Source organism: Paracoccus acridae (assembly GCF_014642735.1).
Classification (GTDB): Bacteria; Pseudomonadota; Alphaproteobacteria; order Rhodobacterales; family Rhodobacteraceae; genus Paracoccus; species Paracoccus acridae.
In genome coordinates, this window is sequence record NZ_BMIV01000008.1 from 18,533 (window position 1) to 41,284 (window position 22,752).

Consider the following 22,752-nt stretch of genomic DNA (forward strand, 5'->3'; position numbering starts at 1 on the left):
GGGGACAGCAATGGAATACGGATTCACCACCGCGGCCTATGTGGTCGCAGCCGTGCTGTTCATCCTGTCGCTGGGCGGCCTGTCGGGGCAGGAAAGCGCCAAGCGCGCGATCTGGTACGGCATCGCGGGGATGGCGCTTGCCGTTCTGGCGACGCTGATCGGGCCGGGCGCGGGCAACTGGCTGTTGTCGATCATCATGATTGCCATCGGCGGCGCCATCGGCTGGGTCGTCGCCAAGCGCGTGCAGATGACCGAGATGCCCCAGCTTGTCGCCGCCATGCATTCGCTGGTGGGTCTGGCGGCGGTCTTCGTTGGCTTCAACGCCCAGATCGAACTGGCCCGCGTCCTGCGCGCCAAGGCCGAACCGGGCGTTCACGTCTTCCAGGGCTTCGCGGCGGTCCTTGCCAACAAGACCCCGGCCGAGATCGCGATGCTGAAGATCGAGGTCTTCCTGGGCATCTTCATCGGCGCCGTGACCTTCACCGGATCGGTGGTGGCCTTCGGCAAGCTGGCGGGCCGTGTCGATGGCAAGCCCAGGAAGCTGCCGGGCGGACACATGCTGAACGCGGGCGCACTGGGCCTGTCGATCCTGCTGGGCATCCTTTATTGCGCGGGCGTCGGGCCGGCGATCCTGTGGCTGATCCTGATCACGCTGCTGGCCTTCTTCATCGGCTATCACCTGATCATGGGCATCGGCGGGGCCGACATGCCGGTCGTGGTGTCGATGCTGAACAGCTATTCCGGCTGGGCGGCGGCGGCCATCGGCTTCACGCTGGGCAATGACCTGCTGATCGTGGTGGGCGCGCTTGTCGGCTCGAGCGGTGCGATCCTGTCCTACATCATGTGCAAGGCGATGAACCGCAACTTCGTCAGCGTGATCCTGGGCGGCTTTGGCGGCGAGGCGGGACCGGCTGCCGAGATCACGGGCGAACAGATCGCCATCGACGCCGAAGGCGTGGCCGCAGCCCTGAACGACGCCGACAGCGTGATCATCGTGCCGGGCTACGGCATGGCGGTGGCGCAGGCGCAGGGCGCGGTCAGCGAACTGACCCGCAAGCTGCGCGCAGCGGGCAAGACGGTGCGCTTTGCCATCCACCCCGTCGCGGGCCGCCTGCCGGGCCATATGAACGTGCTGCTGGCCGAGGCCAAGGTGCCCTATGACATTGTGCTGGAGATGGACGAGATCAACGAGGACTTCCCCTCGACCGACGTGGTGATCGTCATCGGCTCGAACGACATCGTGAACCCTGCGGCGCAGGACGACCCGAACAGCCCCATCGCCGGCATGCCGGTGCTGGAGGTCTGGAAGGCCAAGCAGGTCTTCGTCAGCAAGCGCGGGCAGGGCACCGGCTATTCGGGGATCGAGAACCCGCTGTTCTTCAAGGAGAACACGCGCATGTTCTATGGCGACGCCAAGGACAGCCTGAACAAGCTGCTGCCAATGATCGACTAAGAACGAACAGGGGGACGGGCGACCGTCCCCCTGTTGATTCGTGCGCGAACCGCCCACGGCGCGGGCAATCTGTAAATGCATTTTCCCGCAATACAGATTTCACGCCGCCGGACCTTGTCCCTGCATCGTCACGCTTGGCGTTAGGTCAACTTTCGGCTGTGATGCAGTTGAAAGAAACACCACAAGGGCAGGGACAGACCAGTGAACCATCCGGACTATATCCATATCGCCAGCGGTGATCCATCGCTCTACAACGAGGACCTTGCGCCCGTCCCCCACGAACGGCGGCACTGGGGCGCGTTCGAGATCTTCAACGTCTGGAACAACGACATCCAGAGCCTGTTCGGCTATACCCTGGCCGCGTCGCTGTTCCTGTCCTATGGCCTGAACGGCTGGCTGACCTTCACGGCGATCGTCGTATCGGGGCTGATCGTCATGTGGCTGGTGAACCTGTCGGGCCGTCCCTCGGTCCGCTACGGCATTCCCTATGCGGTGATGGCGCGATCCTCGATGGGCGTGAGGGGCGCGCGGTTTCCGGCGCTGATCCGGGGGATCGTCGCGATCTTCTGGTATGGGGTGCAGACCTATTTCGCCTCGACCGCCGTGGCGCTGGCGATCCACGCGCTGTTCGGCATCGAGGACACGGGCGGCGGGTTCCTGGGCCTGAACGGCGTGGACTGGATCGCCTATATCATCGTGGCGGGATTCCAGATCGGGCTGTTCATGATGGGGATCGCCTGGGTGGGGCGGTTCCTGAACTGGGCCGGTCCCTTCGTCTATGTGGTGATGATCGTGCTGGCGCTGATGATCTGGTATCAGGCGGGCAACGGCATCTGGTCAGAGATCGGCGTCATCTTCCAGGGCGGCGACAGCGAATACAGCACGGTGTCGGGTTTCATTGCCGTGGTGGGAACCATGGTGGCATATTTCGCGGCCGTGGTGATCAATTTCGGCGACTTCTCGCGCTTCGTTCAGACCGAACGGCAGATGCGCGTGGGCAATTTCTGGGGCCTGCCCGTGTCCATGGCGTTCTTTTCCTTCATAGCGCTGTTCATCACCGCCGGTGCCGTGGTGCTGTTCGGAGAACGGCTGACCGATCCAACCGCCATCGTCGAACGCGTGGACAGCCTTGCCCTGACGCTGATCGCGGCGGTGACGTTCTTTGCGGCCACGGTCGGCATCAACCTGGTCGCCAACTTCGTGCCCGCCGCCTATGACATCGCCAACCTGTCGCCATCGCTGATCAGCGCTCGCACGGGCGGGATCATCACCGCAGCGGTGGCCTTCGTCATCGGGGCCTTGTGGGTATCGGTGATTTCCACCATCGGCATCGCGGGCTTCGTGGACACGCTGGGCGCGATCCTTGCACCGTTGTACGGGATCCTGATCGCCGATTACTATGTGGTCAAGCAAAGGCGCCTGGATGTCGATCAGATGTTCAGCGCGGATCCGTCGGGTCGCTACTACTATGATGGCGGTTGGAACCGGCGCGCCATCATGGCAGTGGGGATCGCGGCGGTCTTTTCCATCGGAACGGTCTGGCTGCCCGCCTTGCAGGCGCTGTCCGGCTTTGGCTGGCTGATCGGCGCGGTGCTGGGCGGCGTGCTGTATATCCTGTTCAGCCGCAGGAACTGAAAGGGAGAATGGCGTGGGGCCGGATATCGAACACCCGTTGCGATACGATCTTGTCAACGAACTGCATGCCCGCCCCTCGCCCCGCCTGACAGCCCCCGCGACCTGCACGTTCGTGGCCTTCAAGGAACCCCGGGACGCGGCCAATCGCGACCGGGACCGGGACATGGCGCATCTGACGGCGCTGACCTCGCGCCATGGCGGGCCACGTCCCGATCCCGACGACAGCCATTACCAGGGGCGGTTGGGCAGGCATGACCTCAAGTGGGAAAGCCATACGGAATTCGTGACCTACATGGCCACGACTCCCGGCCTGCCGATCCGGCCCTTCGATCCAAGCGCGGGGGCGATCTTCTCGGCGGATTGGCAAGCCGCCGCGCCCGGACGTCGGGTTGCCGCCGTGATGGTCCAGGTCGACATCCTGCCGGAAGATCCTGCCGACGCGCTTGAACGGATAGGCACATGGTTCGCCCGCGACAGCCTGACGGCGGTTTGGGTGCTGGAAGAAGCCGCGATGATCGCAGGCGATTTCCGCATCGACCCCGATGGTTGGATGCGGTTCGCGGTCTTCGTGCGCCCGGATGTGGGGCCTGGCCGGATCGGCCGCATCGTGCATCGGCTGGTGGAACTGGAAACCTATCGCGCGATGTCGATGCTGGGCCTCGGCCGGTCGCGCAGCCTGTCGCGCCGTCTCAACGAACTGGAACCGCGCCTGTCGGCCATCGTGGACGGCATGCACGACGATGCGCGCCCGGCCGAGACGGTGCTGCACGAACTGCTGGAGGTGTCGGCCGAACTGGAAGCCCAGGCGGTCCAGCATTTCTTCCGGTTCGGGGCAACCAAGGCTTATGAAGCGATCGTCATGGACCGGGTTTCCGCCTTGCGCGAGACACGGTTCCTGGAACGGCAGATGCTGAACGAATTCATGCGCCGCCGCTACCGGCCTGCCATGCGCACCGTCGCCTCGGCCGAGGATCGGCTGCGCGCGATGATCGAACGGACGCGGCGCGCCGCCGATCTGCTGCGCACGCGGGTGGATGTCGAACGGTCCGCCCAGAACCAGGCGCTGCTGGAACGCATGGATCGCCGCGCCGACCTGCAACTGCGCCTGCAACATACGGTTGAAGGATTGTCTGTCGTCGCGATCAGCTATTACACGGTGGGATTGCTGTCCTACGCACTCTATCCGGTGGCATCGGCCCTGGGCGTGGACAAGGCTTATCTGATTGCAGGATTGACCCCAGTCGCGGTGCTGATCGTCTGGTGGGCGATGCGTCAGGTTCGCCGCAGCCTGCACAAGCACGGTCCGGCAGGCGATTTGTGACTTGCCGCACACGCGCAGGACGGAAATAAGCCATTCGGCATAACCCTATCGGAGCTGACCGTGAAACTGTTCCTGGCCCTTGCCGCGCTTCTTACCCTGTCTGCCTGCGGTGTGCCGCTGGTTCCCTTTGTCTGACCTGGATCCTGCCATGAAATCCCTGACGCTTTATGGATTGTCACATTGTTCCACCTGCCAGAAGGCACAGGCGGACTTGCAGGAGAACGGCTGGACCGTGGATTTCCGCGACGTCCAGAAGCAACCGCTGACTGAGGACGAACGCAGCCGCCTGGTCGCCGATTTCGGCGACAAGATCGTGAACCGCGCAAGCCTGACCTGGCGGGGCATGTCCGACGACGAACGGGCAGGGGATCCGGTGGCGATGATGGGCGCAAAGCCCAGCGTGATGAAGCGCCCGGCCATCGTCGCTGACGACCTGCGCCTGTTGGGATGGACCGCCAATGTCAAGCGCGCCTTGGGCGTTCCCGCGTAAGGATCAGCGGCTGGCGCCCGCCAGGGACCGCATCAAGGGCACCACGCCCGACAGGTCATAGCCTGCCTGGGCAGCGGTGTTCAGAACCTCAGCCTCGGACAGCTTGCCCGACTGGGCAAGCGCCCAGAGAACCGTGGACCGGTTGCCCGACCGGCAATAGGCGATTGCCGGTTTGGCCCCGTCAAGCGCAGCCGCGAAGCCCTGGATCAGATCCGGGCTGATCTGCCCGGGTCGGAAGGGCAGATAGTGATATTCCATCCCGGCATCAGCGGCGGCCTTTGCCATGACCTCGTGATCCACCGCACCGCTTTCGTCATCGGGACGGTTGTTGATCAGTGTCTTGAAGCCCGATCCGGCCAGCAGGGCGACGTCTTCAAGGTCGATCTGCGGAGAAACCGCAAGATTCGGTGTAAGCTGGCGAAGATCCATGACAAGCCTTTCCGTGGCACAGCCTTGGATTGGCGCATCTGCGTCCGCAATGTCAAGCGTGTGCAGGTTCCTTCGTGCCGGCTGATCAATGCGCGGATAATGCCAACGCTTGCGTCTCGATCATGGCGGGCAGTGCCGCGAAGTCGTCGAAAGATGCCAGGTGAGGCAACTCCTCGATGGGGGTCTGGCGATAGCCTTTGGTATAGATCAGGAAGGGCACCGATGCCGCCAATGCACATGCTGCGTCGAATTCGCTGTCGCCCACATAGATCGCCTTGGGATTCCTTGGGTCGGCGCCAAGGGCCTGGATGGCGGCACGCAAGGGGGCGGGATGGGGTTTTCGTTCGGGAACCGAGTCGCCGCCGATGACACTGCCAAACAGATGCGCGATGCCGAAGTGGGACAGGACAGCCTGCGTGACCGCCAAGGGCTTGTTCGTGCAGATGCCCAGGGGGTGTCCACGATCCGCAAGCGTTTCCAGCGTCGGGATCACATCGGGGAAAAGCGCGGTCAACTGTGTCGCATCGTGATAGCAGGCCATGAAGGCCGCCATGTATTCCGGCTTCCTGTCATCCTGAAGCTCTTGTGCGGCAATGATCTTTTGCCACAGCACATCGACACCGCCGCCGATGAAGGCGCGCACCTGCTCCAGCGTCAGATGCGGCGTGCCATGTTCTTCAAGAACGTAATTGACGCAGGCATGGATATCCGGCGCGCTGTCGATCAGGGTGCCGTCAAGGTCGAATACAATCGGGCAGGGGGCAAGGCAGACGTTCATGCAGCCTTCCACTTGATCGAGCAACCCATTGACGGAATTTGTTTTTCCGGTCCCTTGCCGGTTTCGGCGATTTGCAGCATCGCTTCCAGAAGCTCCCGTCGGGCCTCGGCCGGACCGGGTGTTCTGGCCGAGGCGTCAAAACGCCCGCGATATTGCAGCTTTCCCTCTGCATTATAGCCGAAGAAGTCGGGGGTGCATTCGGCACCATAGGCGCGCGCGACATCCTGGGTTTCGTCGTAAAGATAAGGAAAGGTAAAGCCGCGGCGTTCAGCTTCGGCCTTCATATGGTCAGGCCCATCCTGGGGATATTCGACGACATCATTGGCCGAGATGGCGACGACCCCGATGCCCGCAGCCTGCATCTCTCGCGCGTCGTGCACGATCCGGTCGATGATGGACTGGACATAAGGACAGTGATTGCAGATGAACATCACCAAGGTGCCACGCGGCCCTGCAACGTCCGTCAGCCGGTAAGTCCGACCATCTGTTCCTGGCAGTTCAAAATGGTGCCACGGAGCGCCAAAGTCACAAACAGGTGGCGATACGGCCATGACATCCTCCGAGCGGGTTTTCAGGTGCGACTTTGTAAAAAGACACAGGGAAGAACAAGCCCGGCCATAGTCGCAGAGCATTGTTGTTGCATAATACAGATTATTTATTTGGTATGACATCCGTGGGGACGCGCTATCCTGAAATGCGACTTTCTGTGCTCAACAATGGGTTGAGCCATGAAAGGATCATAGAATGAAGGTTCGGTTCTCTCACCTTTCCCTTTCCGAGCGGCGCAAGATCGAGCGCTGGCGGCAGATGAAGCTGAGCCCTGACGAGATGGCGCGCAGGCTTGGCCGGCATCGTTCGACGATCTTCCGCGAGCTGCGCCGCAATCATTTCCACGACAGCGAGATCCCGAAGCTCAGCGGTTACTGGTGCGTTGTGGCGCAAAGCTACTCGGATAGACGCCGGACACGGCAGCGCAAGCTGGTGCGGGATCCCGGGCTGCGTGACCAGGTCGAGCGCTGTCTCCGCTCTGGCTGGACCCCCGAGCAGATCGCCGGCCGGATGCGTTACGAAGGTGCCTCGCGCCGGGTATGCCAGGAGACGATCTATCAACACATCTATTCAGAGGATGGTCGTCGAGGTGAGCTGTGGCGCCACCTGCCCTCCGGCCGCCGACGCCGCCGGGGATATCGGTTGCGCAAGCGCCCGCCGCCCAAGTTTGCGCCGGAACTCAGCATCTTGTTCCGCCCCGACGTTATCGCGCATCGCCGCCAGTTTGGGCACTGGGAAGCGGATCTGGTGCTGTTCCGGCAGAAATATGGTCCTGCCAATGTCACCACCATGATCGAACGCACAAGCCGTTTCCTGGTGGCGTTGAAGAACGAGGAGAAACGCACCAAGCCGATCATGGCGCAGATCGCCCAGGCTCTGACGCCCCTGCCCCGGCATGCCTGCCGATCGATCACCTTTAACCGCGGATCCGAGTTCGTCGACTGGCCGCATCTGCAGGCCGAGGTGGGCACGCAAACGTGGTTCTGCGAGGCGCAGTCGCCCTGGCAGAAAGGTGCTGTGGAGAACGCCAACAAACGGCTGCGACGCTGGCTTTGTCGCGACACCGATCCGAACTCGCTCTCACAGGAGGGACTTCGTCAGCTCTGCGCGGGCCTGAACGCCACGCCGCGCAAGTGCCTCGGCTTCCGAACGCCTGCGGAGGTCTTCAAGGCCAATCTGCTCGGACGCGGCTACAGAAAGGCGAAACTTTCCCAGCAACCGAGGTCGCATTTGGGCTAGCGCGTCCGCGTGGAGGCCCTGTCTTGCAGTGCGACCTTCCGTGTTCGACACCAATGAAGTTGTGAAAGCAACACGGATGCAAGTTCGGCAAGTATCCTCGTCTCCTTTAGAGCGCCGGACTGAGAACTGGCGGCAGATATGACCAAGGCCCTAGCCGGATAGCGCGTCGGCTTGGACGGCATCTTGATAGACCTTGCTGCCGGCTGGAAGCTGGGCGAAATCGTTTTTCCAAGGCCGGTTCGGCATGTCTGTGCCACAAAGGCATGGGCGGCGCCTTCGCTGGATCGTTTCAGCAGGACGCCGGGAAATCGGTGCCTGGCCTTGGACCACGTCATCACCTTGGACAGTTCGGGCGCAAGATCGTGGCCGCTGGATGACACATTCTATCTGTTCTTCGTTGCAGAACCCGTCAGGGCCATCATGGATGCACGAAGTTCGAAATGTATCCCCTGCGGCCGATACTCCACACCCGCGCTGCCCTCGACAGTGGCTGACAGGACCTTCTCGATCATGCGGCTGCCAAAGCCGGTTCGGGTCGGCGGCGTCACCTCGGGGCCGCCGATCTCGTCCCAGGTCAACACGAACTCGCTCTCGTTGACGCTCCATTCGATACGCACCCGGCCGCTGTCGCCCGAAAGGGCCCCATACTTGAGCGCGTTTGTGGCAAGCTCGTGCAGCGCCAGCGTCAGCGCGCTGCTGACGGCATGCCTGATCTCCAGATCGGAGCCAAAGTAATGGATGCGGCCGTCGGCATTGAACGGGCGCAAGGCACGCTCCACCGTCTGCCGCAGACCGGCTACATCCCAATCATTCTCCGCAAGAATGTCATGGGCGCCGCTGAGTGCCTCGATCCGCTCGGCGACGATCTTTCGCATCTCGTTCGAGGGCAGTTCTGCGCGAAGCGACTGGCTGACGATGGACTGAACGGTCGCCAGCGTGTTCTTGATGCGATGGTTCATCTCTTGCGTCACCAATGCCCTATAGGCCTCCGCCTCCTTGCGCTCTGTGATGTCGAGAGAGATGCCACTGAGGGTGACAGGTCGATGGGCGTCGTCAAAGCGTGTCTTTGCCCGGATTTCGATCCAGCGCAGGCCCCCCTGAGGCAGGTTGATCCGGTACTCGATATGAAAGTTCCCGTCCGACTCGAACGCAGCGTGGAGAGTTCGCTGCCAGCGTTCATAGTCTTCGGGGTGGATGGAGGACTGCAGGTCCTGATATCCGAACTCGTCGCTTGGGCCGCGTCCAAAGTTTGCCTTGCACAAAGCAGACACGACAAGCCGTTGGTTCTGTATGTCCAAGGTCCAGGTGCCAAGACCACCCGCCTTCAAGGTGAAATGCAGCCGGTCCTCGGCAGCGATCAGATCGGCAATCCGACGTTGCGCATCCTCCTCGGAAGACCCGTCAGCCGCCAGTCCGGCGATCTTGTCCTTCGTGACATCAAGTTGCGAGGCGAAGAAATAGGTCAGGTCATCGCCATCGAAGACCGGCGACACAAGGACCCGGTTCCAGAAGATGCCGCCGTCCTTCTTGTAGTTCAGCAGTTCCACCTCGACCGGAACGCGCCTTGCGATGGCCTGACGCAAGCGATCAACGTCATCGACATTGGTGCCGGGACCCTGAAGAAAACGGCAGTTGCGGCCCAGGGTCTCCTCTCGCGTATATCCCGTCAGCCTGCCGAAGGCGTCATTGACGAAGACGATCGGATTGTCGGGCTGCCGCGGATCGGTGATGAGCATGGGCATCCGCGTGGCGCGCATCGCCGCCGCAAAAGGGTCGGAGCTTGCCTTGGTGCGGTGAATTTCAAGATCAATACGGCGTTCTTCGGAAGGATTGCTCATTTATACCGCGGATCAGGGTTCCAGTCGTTCCCCGAGTGCTACGCGTAATGCACATCGGTGTCACGCCCGCAGGTCTTGCAGCGCAGATTGCCGGGTGAATTTGCCTGAATCCAGGTCTTAGGCTTTTCGGATCCCCTGCCCTGCCCGCATCCAAGGAAGGGATATCGGGCGTGCGCGCCCAGGGCATTCAAGGGATCGCGCGTCCGGTATCGCCAATCCCCTCCCCCTGGAACAGAAAGCGGTTCTCTGCCAGAGACATGCGGTAATCTGCCGGTTATGGCAGCCAACCCCCCTGCCCGGCAGGCTAAACGCATCATTCAGCATCGTCGGGGCGTCGCCCGCCCGGCATGCGGGCATGTTCCTTGATCCACCGACACTTATCAGGTGGAGCAAGTGCTGCTAACGCGATAGGTGGCTTGCATCCAAGGCGCGTCTGGGGAACGTGCTGAAAGAAGATGAGTTCATCATGGAAGCAGTCTGGGCCTTCTTTATCCAGACCGGCCGCTTTTTCAGGACAGGGCATCGCCAACATGCGCGAGACGAGCGGGGTCGATCCCCAGAAAAGACTGCTGACCGGAACATCCGGCCTTGATGCTGTCTTGCGCGGGGGATTGACCCCGTCGCGACTTTATCTTGTCGAGGGAACCCCCGGCTCTGGCAAGACGACCTTGGCGCTTGCGTTCCTGCTGGAAGGGCGCAGCAACGGTGAACGAGGCCTTTACATCACCCTGTCCGAAACCGAGAACGAACTGCACGCGGTCGCGCAGTCGCATGGCTTTACCCTGGAGGGGATCGACGTCTTCGAGATCCTCACCGAAGACGAATTCGGGGCGGATTACGAACAGTCTCTCTTGCATCCCAGCGAGGTCGAGCTGGGCGAAACGGTCCGCGGCATCTTCGAACTGGTCGAGAAGACCGATCCGGCGCGGGTGGTGCTGGACAGCTTGTCCGAACTGCGGCTTCTGGCGCAAAATCCGCTTCGCTATCGTCGGCAGATCCTGGCGCTGAAGCATTTCTTCGCCCGCAGGAACTGCACCGTTCTCATGCTGGATGACCGGACGGCCGAACCCGGGGATCTGCAGCTTCATTCGATCGCTCATGGGGTGATCTCGCTGGAACAGATGGCCAATGATTTCGGATCCGAGCGGCGCAGGCTGCGTGTGATCAAGATGCGTGGGCTTCAGTATCACGGAGGCTATCACGACCTGACGATCGAACGGGGCGGAGTCTGCGTCTATCCCCGTCTGATCGCGGCCGATCATCACCGCAGCTTTTCCAGCGAACCCGTCACGACCGGCATTGATGAACTGGATGCGCTTCTGGGCCAGGGGCTGTTTCCGGGAACGAATACCTTGCTGGCCGGACCGGCCGGCGCGGGCAAGACCACGACAGCCGTACGCTGCATGATCGCCGCGATGAGGCGCGGCCAGAAGGCCGCCTATTTCCTGTTCGACGAACGGCTTGCAACATTGCTGATCCGGTCCAAGGCCTTGAACATGGATCTGCAACCCTTCATCGACAACGGGCTTCTCGAGATCAGGCAGATCGATCCGGCCGAACTGTCGCCGGGCGAATTTGCCGGCGCCGTCCGCGACGCGGTGGAAAGGGATAATGCCCGCCTTGTGGTGATCGACAGCCTCAATGCCTATCTGCACGCAATGCCCAGCGACAACTTCCTTGTCCTGCAGATGCACGAATTGCTGAGCTATCTGGCGCAGCAGGGTGTGGTGTCGTTGATGATCCTGGGGCAGCATGGCGTCATGGGCGACCTGCGTGCCGATCTCGACATCAGCTACCTGGCCGATACGGTGGTGATGCTGCGCTTCTTCGAGGCAGAGGGCGAGGTGCGCAAGTCCATCGCGGTGATCAAGACGCGCACGTCCGATCACGAACGGACGGTCCGTGAATTGAAGATCGATGGGAACGGTCTTGCGATCGGGAAGCCGATCCGGAACTTCATGGGCCTCCTTTCCGGGACACCGATCCTGGTTCCGACGGCTGGCGGTCCCGCACCTCTGGATCAAGACGAGACGTGCCCATCGTGATCGGCCGCCCGACAGACCCGCGGCAAGACCCGGATGCGGCAACCGACGGACGATTGTCGGTCGTGGTCCTGGCGCCGCGGGGGCGGGATGCCGCCGTGGCCGTCGATCTGTTGGGCAAGGTCGGGATCCCTTCGATCGTCGTGCGCGACATCGGCGGACTGGCCTCGTTGATCGGGGACTGCATCGGGGTCGCGCTTGTCACGGAGGAGGCCTTGGCCGCGGGAACGGGCGACCGGCGGTTGATCGAGGCATTGTCCGGTCAACCGTCTTGGTCGGATGTCCCGTTCATCGTCCTGGCAAACGGCACCGTACACCACCGCCCTGCCCGCGCAGGAATGGCCATCGACGCCTTGCAGAACGCCGTCCTGCTGTCGCGTCCCCTTCACGCCGAGGAGCTGGTGCGATCTGTCCGTTCGGCGCTCAAGGCACGGGCCCGGCAGTACGAGGCCCGGGACCGGATGCAGGAATTGCAGATGCGAGAGGCCCAGCTTTACGAAAGCGAGGCCAAGTTCCACGCGATCGCCGACTCGGTCGACCAGATCATCTGGTCCACGCAGCCGGACGGATACCATGACTATTACAACAGCCGCTGGTATGAATTCACGGGCATGCCGCAGGGTTCGACCGATGGTGAAAGATGGGCGGACCTGTTCCATCCCGATGATCTTTCAAGAACCTGGGAACGCTGGCGTCACAGCCTGGAAAGCGGGCAGCCGTACGAGATCGAGTATCGCCTGAAGCATCATTCGGGCGAATACCGTTGGGTTCTTGGCCGCGCTCAGCCCGTCCGCGATGCGGAAGGACGGATCATCCGATGGTACGGCAGTTGCACCGACATCAACCGGATCAAGCTTGAAGAAGAACAACGTCGGCTGATGCTGGGCGAGATGAACCACCGGGTCAAGAATTCGATGGCCATGGTCCATGCGATCGTGTCCCAGACCCTGCGGCAGGCCGAAAGCCTTGACGACGCCCGGACCTCGATCCAGTCTCGGGTCGGCATGATGGCCCAGGCGCATGATCGCCTTGTGAAAGCGACCTGGACCGAAACGTCGATCACCGAGGTGATCGAGGCTGCGCTGACCCCCCACCGCATGAAGGACGGCCGCATCATCCTTGAAGGCCCCGACTTGCCGATCGGGTCGAAACAGGCCCTGGCCCTGACAATGGCGCTGCACGAACTGGCCACGAACGCCGCGAAATATGGCGCCCTGTCGAATGACGGAGGCCATGTCCGCGTCCAGTGGTGCGAGACGCCCTGCGGCAATGAGCGTGAGTTCCACTTGAACTGGACCGAGGCGGATGGTCCGCCGGTCGCACCGCCGTCCCGAAAAGGCTTCGGAAGCCGCATGATCGAACAGGCACTGGCCGGATACTTCAACGGATCGGCGGAACTGATCTACAAACAGGATGGTTTGGTTTTCGAACTGAGAGCTCCGTCAGAGGGCCTGTCTCAGCAAGACAACGGCTTCGTATAAACAGACCGAGCACAGAGCAGTCATGGAACGGACACAGCAGCCCTGCCCAGCGGTCCTTGTGGTGGAAGACGAAGTCCTGATCCGCATGGAGGCGGTGGACATGCTGCAGGATGCGGGCTTTCGCACCTTCGAGGCAAGGTCGGCCGATGCAGCGTTGGTTGTCCTGGAAAGGGAAACCGGCATCGCGTTCCTGTTCACCGATGTCGATATGCCTGGTTCCATGAACGGTCTGGATCTGGCCGCTCGTGTCAGCAAGACCTGGCCTCATATCCATATCATCATCGCGTCGGGGATGCTGGATGCAGCGCAAGAGGACCTTCCGCAAGGCGCCTGCTTTTTCCCGAAACCATACCCGACAAGCGAGATCGTTCAGAAGATGTGCGAACTGGGCCGGTAATCAGCGTAGCTGGTCCGGCCGATATTTCACAGCCTGTGTTTCGGGCCGGCAAGCGTCATCAAAGGGCTGTCGCCTGGACGATCATGAACGTCCTGCACCATACGACGTCCGGCGAAGGCAGCGCGACCACCTGTCACCTGCAATGAATCCCACGGGGCACGCGGAAGCCGTCGGTGTCGGTTGTTGCTGCAGGTGCTTGGCTGTTCCGAAAAGCCTGCTGAAGCAGCGCATGAAAACGCGCGTCAGCCTTGCCTGACGATGCAAGATAAAGCGGGCGCGGGGTAGCCTGTGCCATGATCCATCAATGGGGCCGAACCTTGGTGGTTCTGATCGCATGGCTTGCATGTTCAGTCCCGACCCCCTTTTCCGCCACCGTTCCCATTACCGCCGCCGTTCCCATTGCCGCCGCCGTTTCCGTGACCACCACCGTTCCCATTACCGCCGCCGTTCCCATGTCCGCCGCCGTTCCCATGTCCACCACCGTTCCCGTGTCCACCACCGTTGCCGTGGCCGCCGCCGCCGTTCCCGTGTCCACCGCCATTTCCATTGCCGCCGCCGTTCCCCTTACCCCCATCGTTTCCTTTTCCGCCGCCATTCCCATGGCCACCACCGTTTCCTCTGCCGCCGTCGCCTCCCTTGTCGCCGCCACTGTCCCTTCCATCACCATGGCCCCCGGCGCTACTGCCTCCATTTCCGCGGCCGCCGCCATCGCTGCCGGCACGACCGCCACCGTTCCCACCGCTGTTCCCACCGCCACTGGCATGGCCGCCGCCTGCACCGGTTCCCTTGCCGCCACCGTCTCTGCCTTCCCCGGCTCTACCCTCGTTCCCCCGGCCGGTGGTGTGTCCGGTTCTCGCGGCATCGCCTGCCGTGCTGTTCCTGGCGCCGGCCAGATTGCGGCTGTTCGTGGTCCGCGGCCATTCATTGTCTCCCCTGCCAAAAAGGGACCGGCGACGGCCTTCCGCTGCTTGGGGTGCCTCAGCGCCATTCCTGTCAATGTTGGTTCGGCTTGACTGTGGATCGCTTCTGCGCGCGACGACCGGCTTGGGTTTCGGGGGCGCTCCCTGACCGCCTAGCCACAGTTCCAGATATCCCTCCTCGGGGGAGGGTGTGAAGCTGACGAAGTCCCGTGCCGTTGTATCCAACGAGGCTGCAAGTTCCTCGGCCGCCTTCCGATCCTGGGGATGGAAATACCGGACATGGGTTTCGCCGATCGTGAAGGGCGTGGACGCCTCTTGGGCCGACCATCCCGCTTGGGCAAGCCGCGCCATGGTTTCGTTCCGCCCTTCGGCCGCCAGGCGCTCGGGGACGTAAACGGCCAGACGCAAGGCTGGCGTTTCCGGCAAGATCGGCAGTTGCCGAGGCCCGGCATCCATGGCCGAGGCATCGGGCCGGGCAAGCTGCGACGGCGACAGAAACAGAGTCTGCTCTGCCTCTCCGACGACCGCGCCGGGTGCCAGTGCCGCAACCTCCTGGCTTGCCTCAAGGTCGGGCTGTTCGAAAGCGGAAGCAGGGGTGGACATTGCCGACATGCTGGGCGCAGAACCCGCCGTCGCCACGACGGGCAACTCCAGCCCAAGCGCGGATGGAGCAGACAGGGTTTCGATGGGCGCGAAAGCCGTCGCCGGCGGATCAGCCGGGGGAACAATCTCTGGCTCCTGAAACTCCGCTGCCGAGGGTGCCGACATGACCGGCATGACATGGGAAAGTGCCGTGTCCACGGAAAGGCCAGCCAAGGAGACCGGCGGTTCACCCAACCCCCGAAGATCACCCCCGTCGGGGCGAGTTGCGCCAAGACTGACGAGAGAGGCACCCGCAAGACCGCCAATGACAAGCCCGAACAGCATCGGATGCACTCTGCCGACAAAGGCAAGCCTGCCCATCGCCTGGGTGCAGGTGGCAAAGGCCAAGGGCAGACCGAAAGGACGCGGCGCGACGCTTGCGGCCTTTGGCTGCCCGTCCTTTGCAATGCGCATCAGCGCCGCCCCCTTGGCGGGCGGCCAGGCGGCAGGCAGGTCAGCGCGCCCGGAAGATCTGGCGGACCCGCCTTCGACCGTCCGGCGCTGATCTTCCGCACGCTGCCGCAAGACTTTTTCCCGCTTGGCGCGGGCAGCCGCTACCCGTTGCTTCCATTCTTCTGGATCATAGGGAAGAAATCTGGCAGCCGGAGCATCAGCGGCAGGCTGGTGCTGCGGTTCTGGCGCATGCTGAACCATGACTGTACCACCAAAATCCGCGCCATCCTGACGCGTCCATTGGCAGGATAGCATTTTTCGCCTTCACGCGCAAAGCTGTGGGGACGTGGCGCGCGATCGACGGCGGTTATCCGCAGGGCAGGCGCGCGGTCAGCACCTGCCCGGTCCAGCGGGCTTGAACCCGGGAACACGGAAGCCGCCGCGCGGCATCATGCGAAGCATCACAGCGACTGGGACGAGCGGGGATCGACGTAGAACACATGGTCGTCGATCAGCCGCACCCGGGTCATCGACGGAACCCACCCTGGGGACACTGAGGTCGTGTGATAATGGTCAGCGCCTTTCAGTTCGGGCATCGGGCCTTCCAGCAATGCCTGGGCTGCGAACCGGACCGCCCTTTCCCAAGCTTTCCTGTCGTTTATGGGCGGGTAATCGTACCGCGACGTAAGGAAGCTGAACTGAGAGGGCACGATATTCTCGCAAGCGGTGTCACCCCATCGGCCCGGGATCGCGGCGCGTTGAACGATCACCGATGCGACGGCACGCTGCCCGAAGTCCTCCTGGTCGCGGGCTTCATGGTAAATCGCCACGGCGATGCAGGACAGATCGCTTGCATTGCGCAACGAGTCAGGCGGCGAGGGAATGGCAGCGCCTTGCAGGATTTGCCGGGGCGTGGCCGGACGCGGCACCGGCCGAACTGTGTCAACCTTCGCAGGACGAGGCGCAGGAGCACGGGCGACCTTGAGCGACAGATCAGAAGGCGGGCTTGCCGAAGGCGGATGGGCAGGTTGCCGAGCCATGTGCTGAACTGCGGGCAACCCGACGGCAACGTCCCGCCTAACGGCCTGTTCGCCACCGTCATCGACGCGCGACAGAACAAGGGCCCCGGCATACCAGGTACCGACGAGCGTGATGGCCGTGGCGAGAACCGCTCGGATCATCGGAAAACTCCTTCGATCCATGGCAACGGTCCAGGCCGTCAAACCGTTCCGCCCCCTTGCGACGAAGCCGGTTCAGCCGCCGTTCTCAGCAGTATCGCTCGACGAAGGCCATCTGGTGATCACCATACCGGTCGCCATGCGCAAATCCGGCCGGAAGAATGTCGCCGATCTCCTCGAGGTCGGATGCCTTCAGGGCCGGAGGGTTCCAGTCGCCAAGATGCGCCGCCAACCGGGTGCCCGGAATGGGAATGATGTGTTCCCCCTGCCCCAGGACCCAGCGAAGCGCCGCGCCGGGGACCGTCCACCCCCGTTCGGCGCAAAGGGCGCGGAATGGCGCAATGGCAGCCAGATTGGCCGAGAAGTTCGGCTCGACGAACCGGGGATTGGTGTCCCGGAAGTCGATCCCGGCGCGGAAGTCGCGCTTCAAGGGATCGCGGCCGAACATTCCCCGTCCCAGCGGGGAAAAGGCGACAAAGGCGACACCCAGGTCCCTGCAGGTCTGGATCAGGCCAAGCTGAGGCAGGCGCGTCCAAAGCGAGAATTCATTCTGGACAGCAGTCAGGGGATGTTCGGCATGGGCCCGGCGAACGGTCGAGGGCGCGACCTCGGAAAGGCCATACCCGCCGATCTTTCCTTCCTGGACAAGCCTTCCCATCGTTCCTGCCAGATCCTCGATGGGGATCTCGGGCTGGCGGCGGTGGATGTAGTAAAGATCGACATGCTCGCGACGCAATCGTCGAAGGGACTCCTCCAGACACTCGCGGATATAGGCCTCGTCATTGCGCACCGCCCGAGGCGGCCCGTTGATGATGCCGCACTTGGTGCCAAGGTGCACATCCCGGCATCCCCACTTGCCGATGATCTCCTCGGACAGGCCCATGCCATAGATGTTGGCGGTGTCGATATGGCTGATGCCCGTGTCAACCGCTGCGTCAAGGCATCTCAGGGATGTCGCTTCGTCCGTGGGGCCGAACATTCCTCCAAAGCTCATCGCGCCGAAGCCGATGGCACCGACCTTGCGGTTGCCAAGCCACCTTTGCTCCACCTGTATCCCTCGCCTTCACCTGTTCCGCGGTGCGGCAGGTAAGCCCGCAAAACCTGGCCCGTCAACAATTCAATCGGCCTTTGCGGCGGGCAAGGTTCACGCCTGCGCACGACCAGATATCTGAAAGCCTGCCGGTTCATCCTGACTGGCAAGGTCGCATCCGCGCCCCCGATGGTCAGGTTGGTCATCAGCCCGACAGGGCGCCGAGACCGACCACGACCAGCAGGTCTGTCAGCCTTGATGCGCGGCGACACGATGCCGGCAAGATCAGGCATCCTCGGCACAGGCCATCCGTCGCGCAAGGCGGGCCTCAGCGGCAATTCGGAAAGTCGCAAGCCTTAGTGCCAAGTGACGACATAAGGACCGAAACAGCAGCGGCGGGCCGTGACGTTTCCTCTTTCGTCGGCCACGGAAAAGACGCCGATGGTCCAGTCGAAGGGGTTTGGGGAAAAGCTGACGATAGGCATGGGATGTTCCCGGGTTCAGGTTTCACAAACCCAACAGCCCTGCCCCGCCCCCAGGTTCCGGCACTTGCGAAATGATATCCCGCATCGCCCCGGTGTTGCCCATGCACCACGACCCCAAGCCACTTCCCGTTCTCACGGGGTGATCAGATACTTTTCCCCCGTGGCCTTGCGCAGATAAGCCGCCACGGTTTCGGGTTGCAGCGCCTGTTCCAGCGTAACGCGCGCGGTATAATGGCTGGCGAAGGTCGTCGTCATCTCGGCCAGGATCCGCTGGTGCATCCGCCCGATAACCGCCGGATCCAGCTTTTGCAGGGCCCGGAACAGCAGCCAGCCCCCCACGCTCCAACTGAAGCCGAAGCCGCGCCGCAGGATCGTGGGCCCGGTGTCCAGGACGCCATAGATATAGCCCTGTTTCAGCACCGCCGAACCATAGCGGTCATAGCTTTCCATCTTGCCCTGCGCGACGGTTTCCATGGCGGTCAGGACGATGCTGGTCATCTCGCCCCCGCCGATGGCGTCAAAGGACAGTGTGGCGCCGGTGGCGGTGATGGCCTGGGTCAGGTCGTCGCGAAAGCTGTCGCTGCTGCTGTCCACCACATGCTCGGCGCCCAGGTCGCGCAGCAGGGCGACCTGCCGGGGGCTGCGGACGATGTTGACCAGGCCGATGCCGCCGGCCTTGCAGATCCGCACCAGCATCTGGCCCAGGTTCGATGCGGCAGGCGCGTGGACGATGGCGCTGTGCCCCTCGGCCCGCATGGTCTCGACAAAGCCAAGCGCGGTCATCGGGTTGACGAACAGCGCGGCGCCTTCCTCGGCCCCGGCGCCTTCGGGCAGGACCAGGCAGTCGCCGGCGGCGATCAGGCGCAGTTTCGCATACATCGACCCGCCCAGCATGGCGACCCGCTTGCCCAGCAGGTGCTGCTGGTCCGGCCCTGCCGCGATTACCGTGCCCGCGCCTTCGTTGCCGGGCACAAGCGGCTGGTCGATCCGGGCGCGCATGGACGCCATGACGGCCGGAGGGATGCGGGCAGTCAGGGCCTGGCCGTCCCAGGCCAGCGTTTCCATATCGGCCGGACCGAACATCAGTCCCAAGTCCGAAGGATTGATCGGCGCAGCCTCGACGCGGACCAGAAGCTGGCCCGGGCCGGGTTCGGGCAAGGTCACAGGCTGCAGTTCCAGCCGCAGCGTGCCATCGGCGGTGACGGTCGTTCTCAGTTCCAGGCTGTCGCGGTCCATCGGTCACTCCGTCTGAAATTTGCGGGCATCTTTCCGCAGGCGCAGGCGGGGTTCAACCGCCTTGTGGCGTTGCGTCTGGCCAAAGGCTCAATCCGCGGCGCCGCCTGTATCCACATGGACCACCACCGACATGCCGGGGCGCAGGTGTTCCGCCATGGGCTGTCCCTTGTCGATGGCGATGCGGACCGGCAGGCGCTGCGCGATCTTGGTGAAGTTGCCGGTGGCGTTCGTGCCCGCCAGAAGGCTGTATTCCGACGCCGTCGCCGGAGAGAAGGATTCGACCCGGCCCGTGAAGTCCCGGTGTTCCATCGCGTCCACGGTGAAATGCACGACCTCTCCGGTCCGCAGGCCGGTCAGGCTGGTTTCCTTGAAGTTCGCGATCACCCAGGTATCGCTGCCGACATGGGATACAAGCGCCGTGCCGGGCGTCACATATTGGCCGGCCCGCACGCCGACCTGGCCCAGGCGACCATCGGCGGGCGCGCGGATCACGGTGTTGTCCAGTTCGATCCGGGCCAGTTCGACCGCGGCCTCGGCGCTGGCGATGTCGGCCTGCCGCGATTGCAGGGCGACGCGCGCCGATTTCACCGCCTCGCGCTGCACGTCGAGTTGCGCCTGGGCCTGGGTGACGGCGGCCTGGGCCTGTTGCAGCGACAGTTCGGACTGTTCGGCCGTCGATTGCGAGGCGACGCCGCGGGCCTGAAGCTCCTGGGCGCGGTTCCAGCCGGTCCGTGCGGTTGCAAGCGCCGATCGGGCGGCATCCACCCCCGCCTGGTCGGCCCTGACCACTGCCTCGGCCGAGGCGACGTTCTGGGTCGCCACCTCCATCATGGCGTGGGCGGCGGCCAGTTGCGCCTCGGCCTGGGCCAGCTTCTGGCGGGCGATGCGGTCGTCGATGCGCGCGATCACGTCGCCTGCCTTGACGGTCTGGAAATCGGTGACCTCGACGGCGGCGACATAGCCGGTGACCTGCGGGGCGATGGTCGTGACCTTGCCGCGGATATAGGCGTTCTCGGTCGTCGGTTCCGACGGCTGGAAGGGCGGCAGGTGCCAAGCATAGAGCAGAAGCAGGACGCCCGCGATGCCGATGACCAGGGCGATGACGGTGGGAAGCAGGTTTTCTTTTTTCATGGGGTCGCATCCGGTTGGGTCTTGTCCGCCTGGACCCGGGCCGTCAGGCGAAGGACCATCCGGTCCCGCAGCAGGTGCAGGACCAGAACAAAGGCCGCGCCAAGCGCGATCAGGGCGGTCAGAAGATAAGCATCGTTATAGGCCATGACATAGGCTTGCGCGGCTGCGTCCTGGGCGATCTGGGCAGCCGCCTGGGCGCCGCGCGCGGCGGCATCGGGCATCTGGGCGGCAAGGGCGGCGGCGCGGGCTGCGATGGCTTGGGCGGTCGGCGCATCGGCCGTGGCAAGCTGTTCGGTCAGGGTCGCGTAATGGGCCGCCTGGCGGTGGTTGATCAGGGTCGTGAACAGCCCCGACCCAAGAACCCCGCCCAGCGACTGGGTCGAGATGAAGACGATCACGAAGGACAGAAGATATTGCGGCCCCCGCGCCAGGGCCTGGATCAGCCCCGCCATCATGGCCGGTGGCAGGAACAGCATCCCCGCGAAGCCGATCAAGGCCTGGCTGGCGATCATCTGGGCGGGGCGGGTGTCGATGGTCGCCTGCGCGTCCATGAAGGCCCCCGCGGCGATCAGCAGCAGCGCCACCAGGTGCAGGGCACCCACGCGGTTCGGCCGCATCCAGGCCACACAGGCCAGGCCGCCCAGCAGGCTTGCCCCGACGATCACCGCAAACAGCCCGGTCATCTGCGCGGGCGCGACGCCCAGCGTCTGGAACATGCGCGGGGCGCCCGCGCTTTGTTCCGACAGGATCAGCCGGAACAGGAACAGCGTGGCCGTCAGGTGCAGCATGGCGGGGCTTGCCAGCCAGCGGATGTCCAGAAGCGGCGCGGCCCGGTTCAACTCCACCGCGACGGCCATGGCCAGGGACGCGACAGAAGCCGCCAGCAGCAGCCCGACCCATGGAGCGTCGGTCCAGTAATGGATCGGCCCCATCACGAAGCCGATGGTCAGCCCCGCAAAGCCGAAGCCGATCAACAGGAAGCTGACGAAATCCAGCGGCTGGATCACCTTCATATGCGGCACGGGCCGCAGGGGCAGACGAAAGACCAGCATCAGCGACACCATCGCCAGGCCAAGCGCGGTCAGGTGGATCCCCGTCAATCCGCCGTCTCCGATCAGCGCGGGCGACACGACGCGGGCCAGTGTGGGCCCCGCCATCATCACGGCCATCGCGGCGGGCAGGCCCAGGCGCATCTTCCATTCGGGGGCCAGGGGTTCCAGCATGTACATGAAGGCAAGGGTTGAAAGGGGCGCGGCCGCCGCCCCCGACAGCGCCTGCACCACGACGGCGGACCGGAAGTCCGTGATCCAGACCGATGCAAAGGCCACCGCCACATAGGCGATGATGCCCAGTTCGGCAAAGCGGCGCAGGCCGTACTGGGTGCGGATCTTGATCAGCAGCAGCGGCAGCGAGGCGCGCGGGATCATATAGGCCGCCATCAGCCAGCTTGCCTGGGTGGTGGTGATGCCCAGATCGCCCGCGATCGGGGGGATGTTCGCGGCGACAAACCCCTGCCCCAGCCCCTGCGCCAAGGCCAGCACGACCGCCGCGCCCATATAGGCCACGGCCTGGGACAGCGGCAGCGGCGGATGGACCACGGGGGTCGGCGCCTGGGCAGGTGCTTCGGTCATTCCCGGTCCAGCCTTGCGATATTGGCGGCGATGCGGTCCAGAACCGACTGCGCCACCGCCAGATCCTCGGCCGGGATGCCCGCCACCAGTTCTGCCCGCATCCGGCGGGTGAAATCGACAACCGCGCTGTCGCGCCCCCGGTCGGTCAGGAACAGCGCGTTCTTGCGCCCGTCATCCGCCGCCGGGCGGCGTTCGACAAAGCCCGCATGTTCCAGGGCGTCGATCTGGCGCTTGAGTGTGGGCGCCTCGATTTCCAGGGCGGCGGCAAGATCGGCCTGCGTCGCGCCATCCATCCGCGACAGCATCGTCAAGGCGCGGGCACGCGACAGGGTCAGGCCAACGGCGCTTGCCCGCGCATCATAGCTGCGGCGCAGGTCGCGCATCAGGTGCAAGAGCGTATCGAGAAAGGTCGAGGATGTAGGCATGATCATCGGACGGCTGCAAATTCGTTAGC

The 22,752-nt window shown here is 63.6% G+C and carries 21 protein-coding genes; 9 read left to right on the top strand and 12 right to left on the bottom strand.

Annotation, left to right across the window (positions count from 1 at the left end; all coding sequences use genetic code 11):
• Positions 1–10 precede the first annotated feature (10 nt).
• From IEX25_RS12520 to IEX25_RS12535, 4 genes are all read left to right on the top strand, one after another.
• On the top strand, positions 11–1,453 hold the full coding sequence (locus IEX25_RS12520) for an NAD(P)(+) transhydrogenase (Re/Si-specific) subunit beta (RefSeq protein ID WP_103171133.1): 1,443 nt from the start codon (positions 11–13) through the stop codon (positions 1,451–1,453).
• 201 nt (positions 1,454–1,654) lie between these two features.
• Positions 1,655–3,088: an NCS1 family nucleobase:cation symporter-1 gene (locus IEX25_RS12525; RefSeq protein ID WP_103171132.1), complete on the top strand. Its 1,434-nt coding sequence runs from the start codon at positions 1,655–1,657 to the stop codon at positions 3,086–3,088.
• Positions 3,089–3,101: 13 nt separating this feature from the next.
• Positions 3,102–4,409 (top strand): DUF3422 family protein, encoded by a 1,308-nt coding sequence (locus tag IEX25_RS12530; RefSeq protein ID WP_103171131.1) that lies wholly within the window; start codon positions 3,102–3,104, stop codon positions 4,407–4,409.
• Positions 4,410–4,557: 148 nt separating this feature from the next.
• Positions 4,558–4,899 carry an arsenate reductase family protein gene (locus IEX25_RS12535; RefSeq protein WP_103171130.1) on the top strand — a complete coding sequence of 114 codons (342 nt, stop codon included), beginning with the start codon at positions 4,558–4,560 and terminating at the stop codon, positions 4,897–4,899.
• Positions 4,900–4,902: 3 nt separating this feature from the next.
• On the opposite strand, the gene IEX25_RS12540 is transcribed toward IEX25_RS12535, so the two are convergent.
• The 3 genes from IEX25_RS12540 to IEX25_RS12550 form a co-directional block, all read right to left on the bottom strand.
• Positions 4,903–5,328, bottom strand: coding sequence for a protein tyrosine phosphatase family protein (locus tag IEX25_RS12540; protein ID WP_103171129.1), 426 nt, complete (start codon positions 5,326–5,328; stop codon positions 4,903–4,905).
• An 85-nt stretch (positions 5,329–5,413) separates the two neighbouring features.
• Positions 5,414–6,106: a phosphoglycolate phosphatase gene (gene gph, locus IEX25_RS12545; protein WP_188715323.1), complete on the bottom strand. Its 693-nt coding sequence runs from the start codon at positions 6,104–6,106 to the stop codon at positions 5,414–5,416.
• Entirely contained in the window at positions 6,103–6,657 is a 555-nt protein-coding gene (locus IEX25_RS12550) for a thioredoxin family protein (RefSeq protein WP_103171127.1), read from the bottom strand. Before IEX25_RS12550 ends, gph begins: the two co-directional genes overlap by 4 nt.
• Positions 6,658–6,850: 193 nt before the next feature.
• On the opposite strand from IEX25_RS12550, the gene IEX25_RS12555 reads away from it, so the two are divergent.
• Positions 6,851–7,894, top strand: a complete 1,044-nt coding sequence (locus IEX25_RS12555; protein WP_188715324.1) for an IS30 family transposase — start codon at positions 6,851–6,853, stop codon at positions 7,892–7,894.
• 383 nt (positions 7,895–8,277) lie between these two features.
• Here the strand turns inward: IEX25_RS12555 and IEX25_RS12560 are convergent, their stop codons facing one another.
• Positions 8,278–9,732 carry a PAS domain-containing protein gene (locus IEX25_RS12560; RefSeq protein WP_188715326.1) on the bottom strand — a complete coding sequence of 485 codons (1,455 nt, stop codon included), beginning with the start codon at positions 9,730–9,732 and terminating at the stop codon, positions 8,278–8,280.
• Positions 9,733–10,262: 530 nt separating this feature from the next.
• Here IEX25_RS12560 and IEX25_RS12565 point away from each other — a divergent pair.
• From IEX25_RS12565 to IEX25_RS12575, 3 genes are all read left to right on the top strand, one after another.
• Entirely contained in the window at positions 10,263–11,777 is a 1,515-nt protein-coding gene (locus IEX25_RS12565; protein WP_188715328.1) for an ATPase domain-containing protein, read from the top strand.
• Positions 11,765–13,255, top strand: coding sequence for a sensor histidine kinase (locus tag IEX25_RS12570; protein WP_229665161.1), 1,491 nt, complete (start codon positions 11,765–11,767; stop codon positions 13,253–13,255). The genes IEX25_RS12565 and IEX25_RS12570 overlap by 13 nt, the downstream gene beginning before the upstream one ends.
• A gap of 61 nt (positions 13,256–13,316) precedes the next feature.
• The gene (locus tag IEX25_RS12575) at positions 13,317–13,652 is read left to right on the top strand and encodes a response regulator (RefSeq protein WP_229665163.1); all 336 of its coding nucleotides are present in this window, start codon (positions 13,317–13,319) and stop codon (positions 13,650–13,652) included.
• Between the two features lie 301 nt (positions 13,653–13,953).
• On the opposite strand, the gene IEX25_RS12580 is transcribed toward IEX25_RS12575, so the two are convergent.
• Positions 13,954–14,448 carry a hypothetical protein gene (locus IEX25_RS12580; RefSeq protein ID WP_188715330.1) on the bottom strand — a complete coding sequence of 165 codons (495 nt, stop codon included), beginning with the start codon at positions 14,446–14,448 and terminating at the stop codon, positions 13,954–13,956.
• Positions 14,449–14,851: 403 nt separating this feature from the next.
• On the opposite strand from IEX25_RS12580, the gene IEX25_RS12585 reads away from it, so the two are divergent.
• Positions 14,852–15,919 (top strand): hypothetical protein, encoded by a 1,068-nt coding sequence (locus IEX25_RS12585; RefSeq protein WP_188715332.1) that lies wholly within the window; start codon positions 14,852–14,854, stop codon positions 15,917–15,919.
• 149 nt (positions 15,920–16,068) lie between these two features.
• Here the strand turns inward: IEX25_RS12585 and IEX25_RS12590 are convergent, their stop codons facing one another.
• The 7 genes from IEX25_RS12590 to IEX25_RS12615 all read right to left on the bottom strand — a co-directional run bounded on the left by IEX25_RS12590 (position 16,069) and on the right by IEX25_RS12615 (position 22,729).
• Positions 16,069–16,788 (bottom strand): cell wall hydrolase, encoded by a 720-nt coding sequence (locus IEX25_RS12590; protein ID WP_188715334.1) that lies wholly within the window; start codon positions 16,786–16,788, stop codon positions 16,069–16,071.
• An 85-nt stretch (positions 16,789–16,873) separates the two neighbouring features.
• Entirely contained in the window at positions 16,874–17,833 is a 960-nt protein-coding gene (locus IEX25_RS12595; protein ID WP_229665164.1) for an aldo/keto reductase, read from the bottom strand.
• Between the two features lie 338 nt (positions 17,834–18,171).
• Complete coding sequence (locus IEX25_RS20315; protein ID WP_256388057.1) at positions 18,172–18,300, bottom strand: hypothetical protein; 129 nt, start codon at positions 18,298–18,300, stop codon at positions 18,172–18,174.
• Positions 18,301–18,432: 132 nt separating this feature from the next.
• Complete coding sequence (locus IEX25_RS12600) at positions 18,433–19,536, bottom strand: zinc-binding dehydrogenase (RefSeq protein ID WP_188715336.1); 1,104 nt, start codon at positions 19,534–19,536, stop codon at positions 18,433–18,435.
• Positions 19,537–19,623: 87 nt separating this feature from the next.
• Positions 19,624–20,667, bottom strand: coding sequence for an HlyD family secretion protein (locus IEX25_RS12605; protein ID WP_188715338.1), 1,044 nt, complete (start codon positions 20,665–20,667; stop codon positions 19,624–19,626).
• Positions 20,664–22,298: an efflux MFS transporter permease gene (locus IEX25_RS12610; RefSeq protein WP_188715341.1), complete on the bottom strand. Its 1,635-nt coding sequence runs from the start codon at positions 22,296–22,298 to the stop codon at positions 20,664–20,666. Before IEX25_RS12610 ends, IEX25_RS12605 begins: the two co-directional genes overlap by 4 nt.
• A complete protein-coding gene (locus tag IEX25_RS12615) occupies positions 22,295–22,729 on the bottom strand; it encodes a MarR family winged helix-turn-helix transcriptional regulator (protein WP_229665166.1) in 435 nt (144 codons plus the stop codon). Before IEX25_RS12615 ends, IEX25_RS12610 begins: the two co-directional genes overlap by 4 nt.
• Positions 22,730–22,752 lie beyond the last annotated feature (23 nt).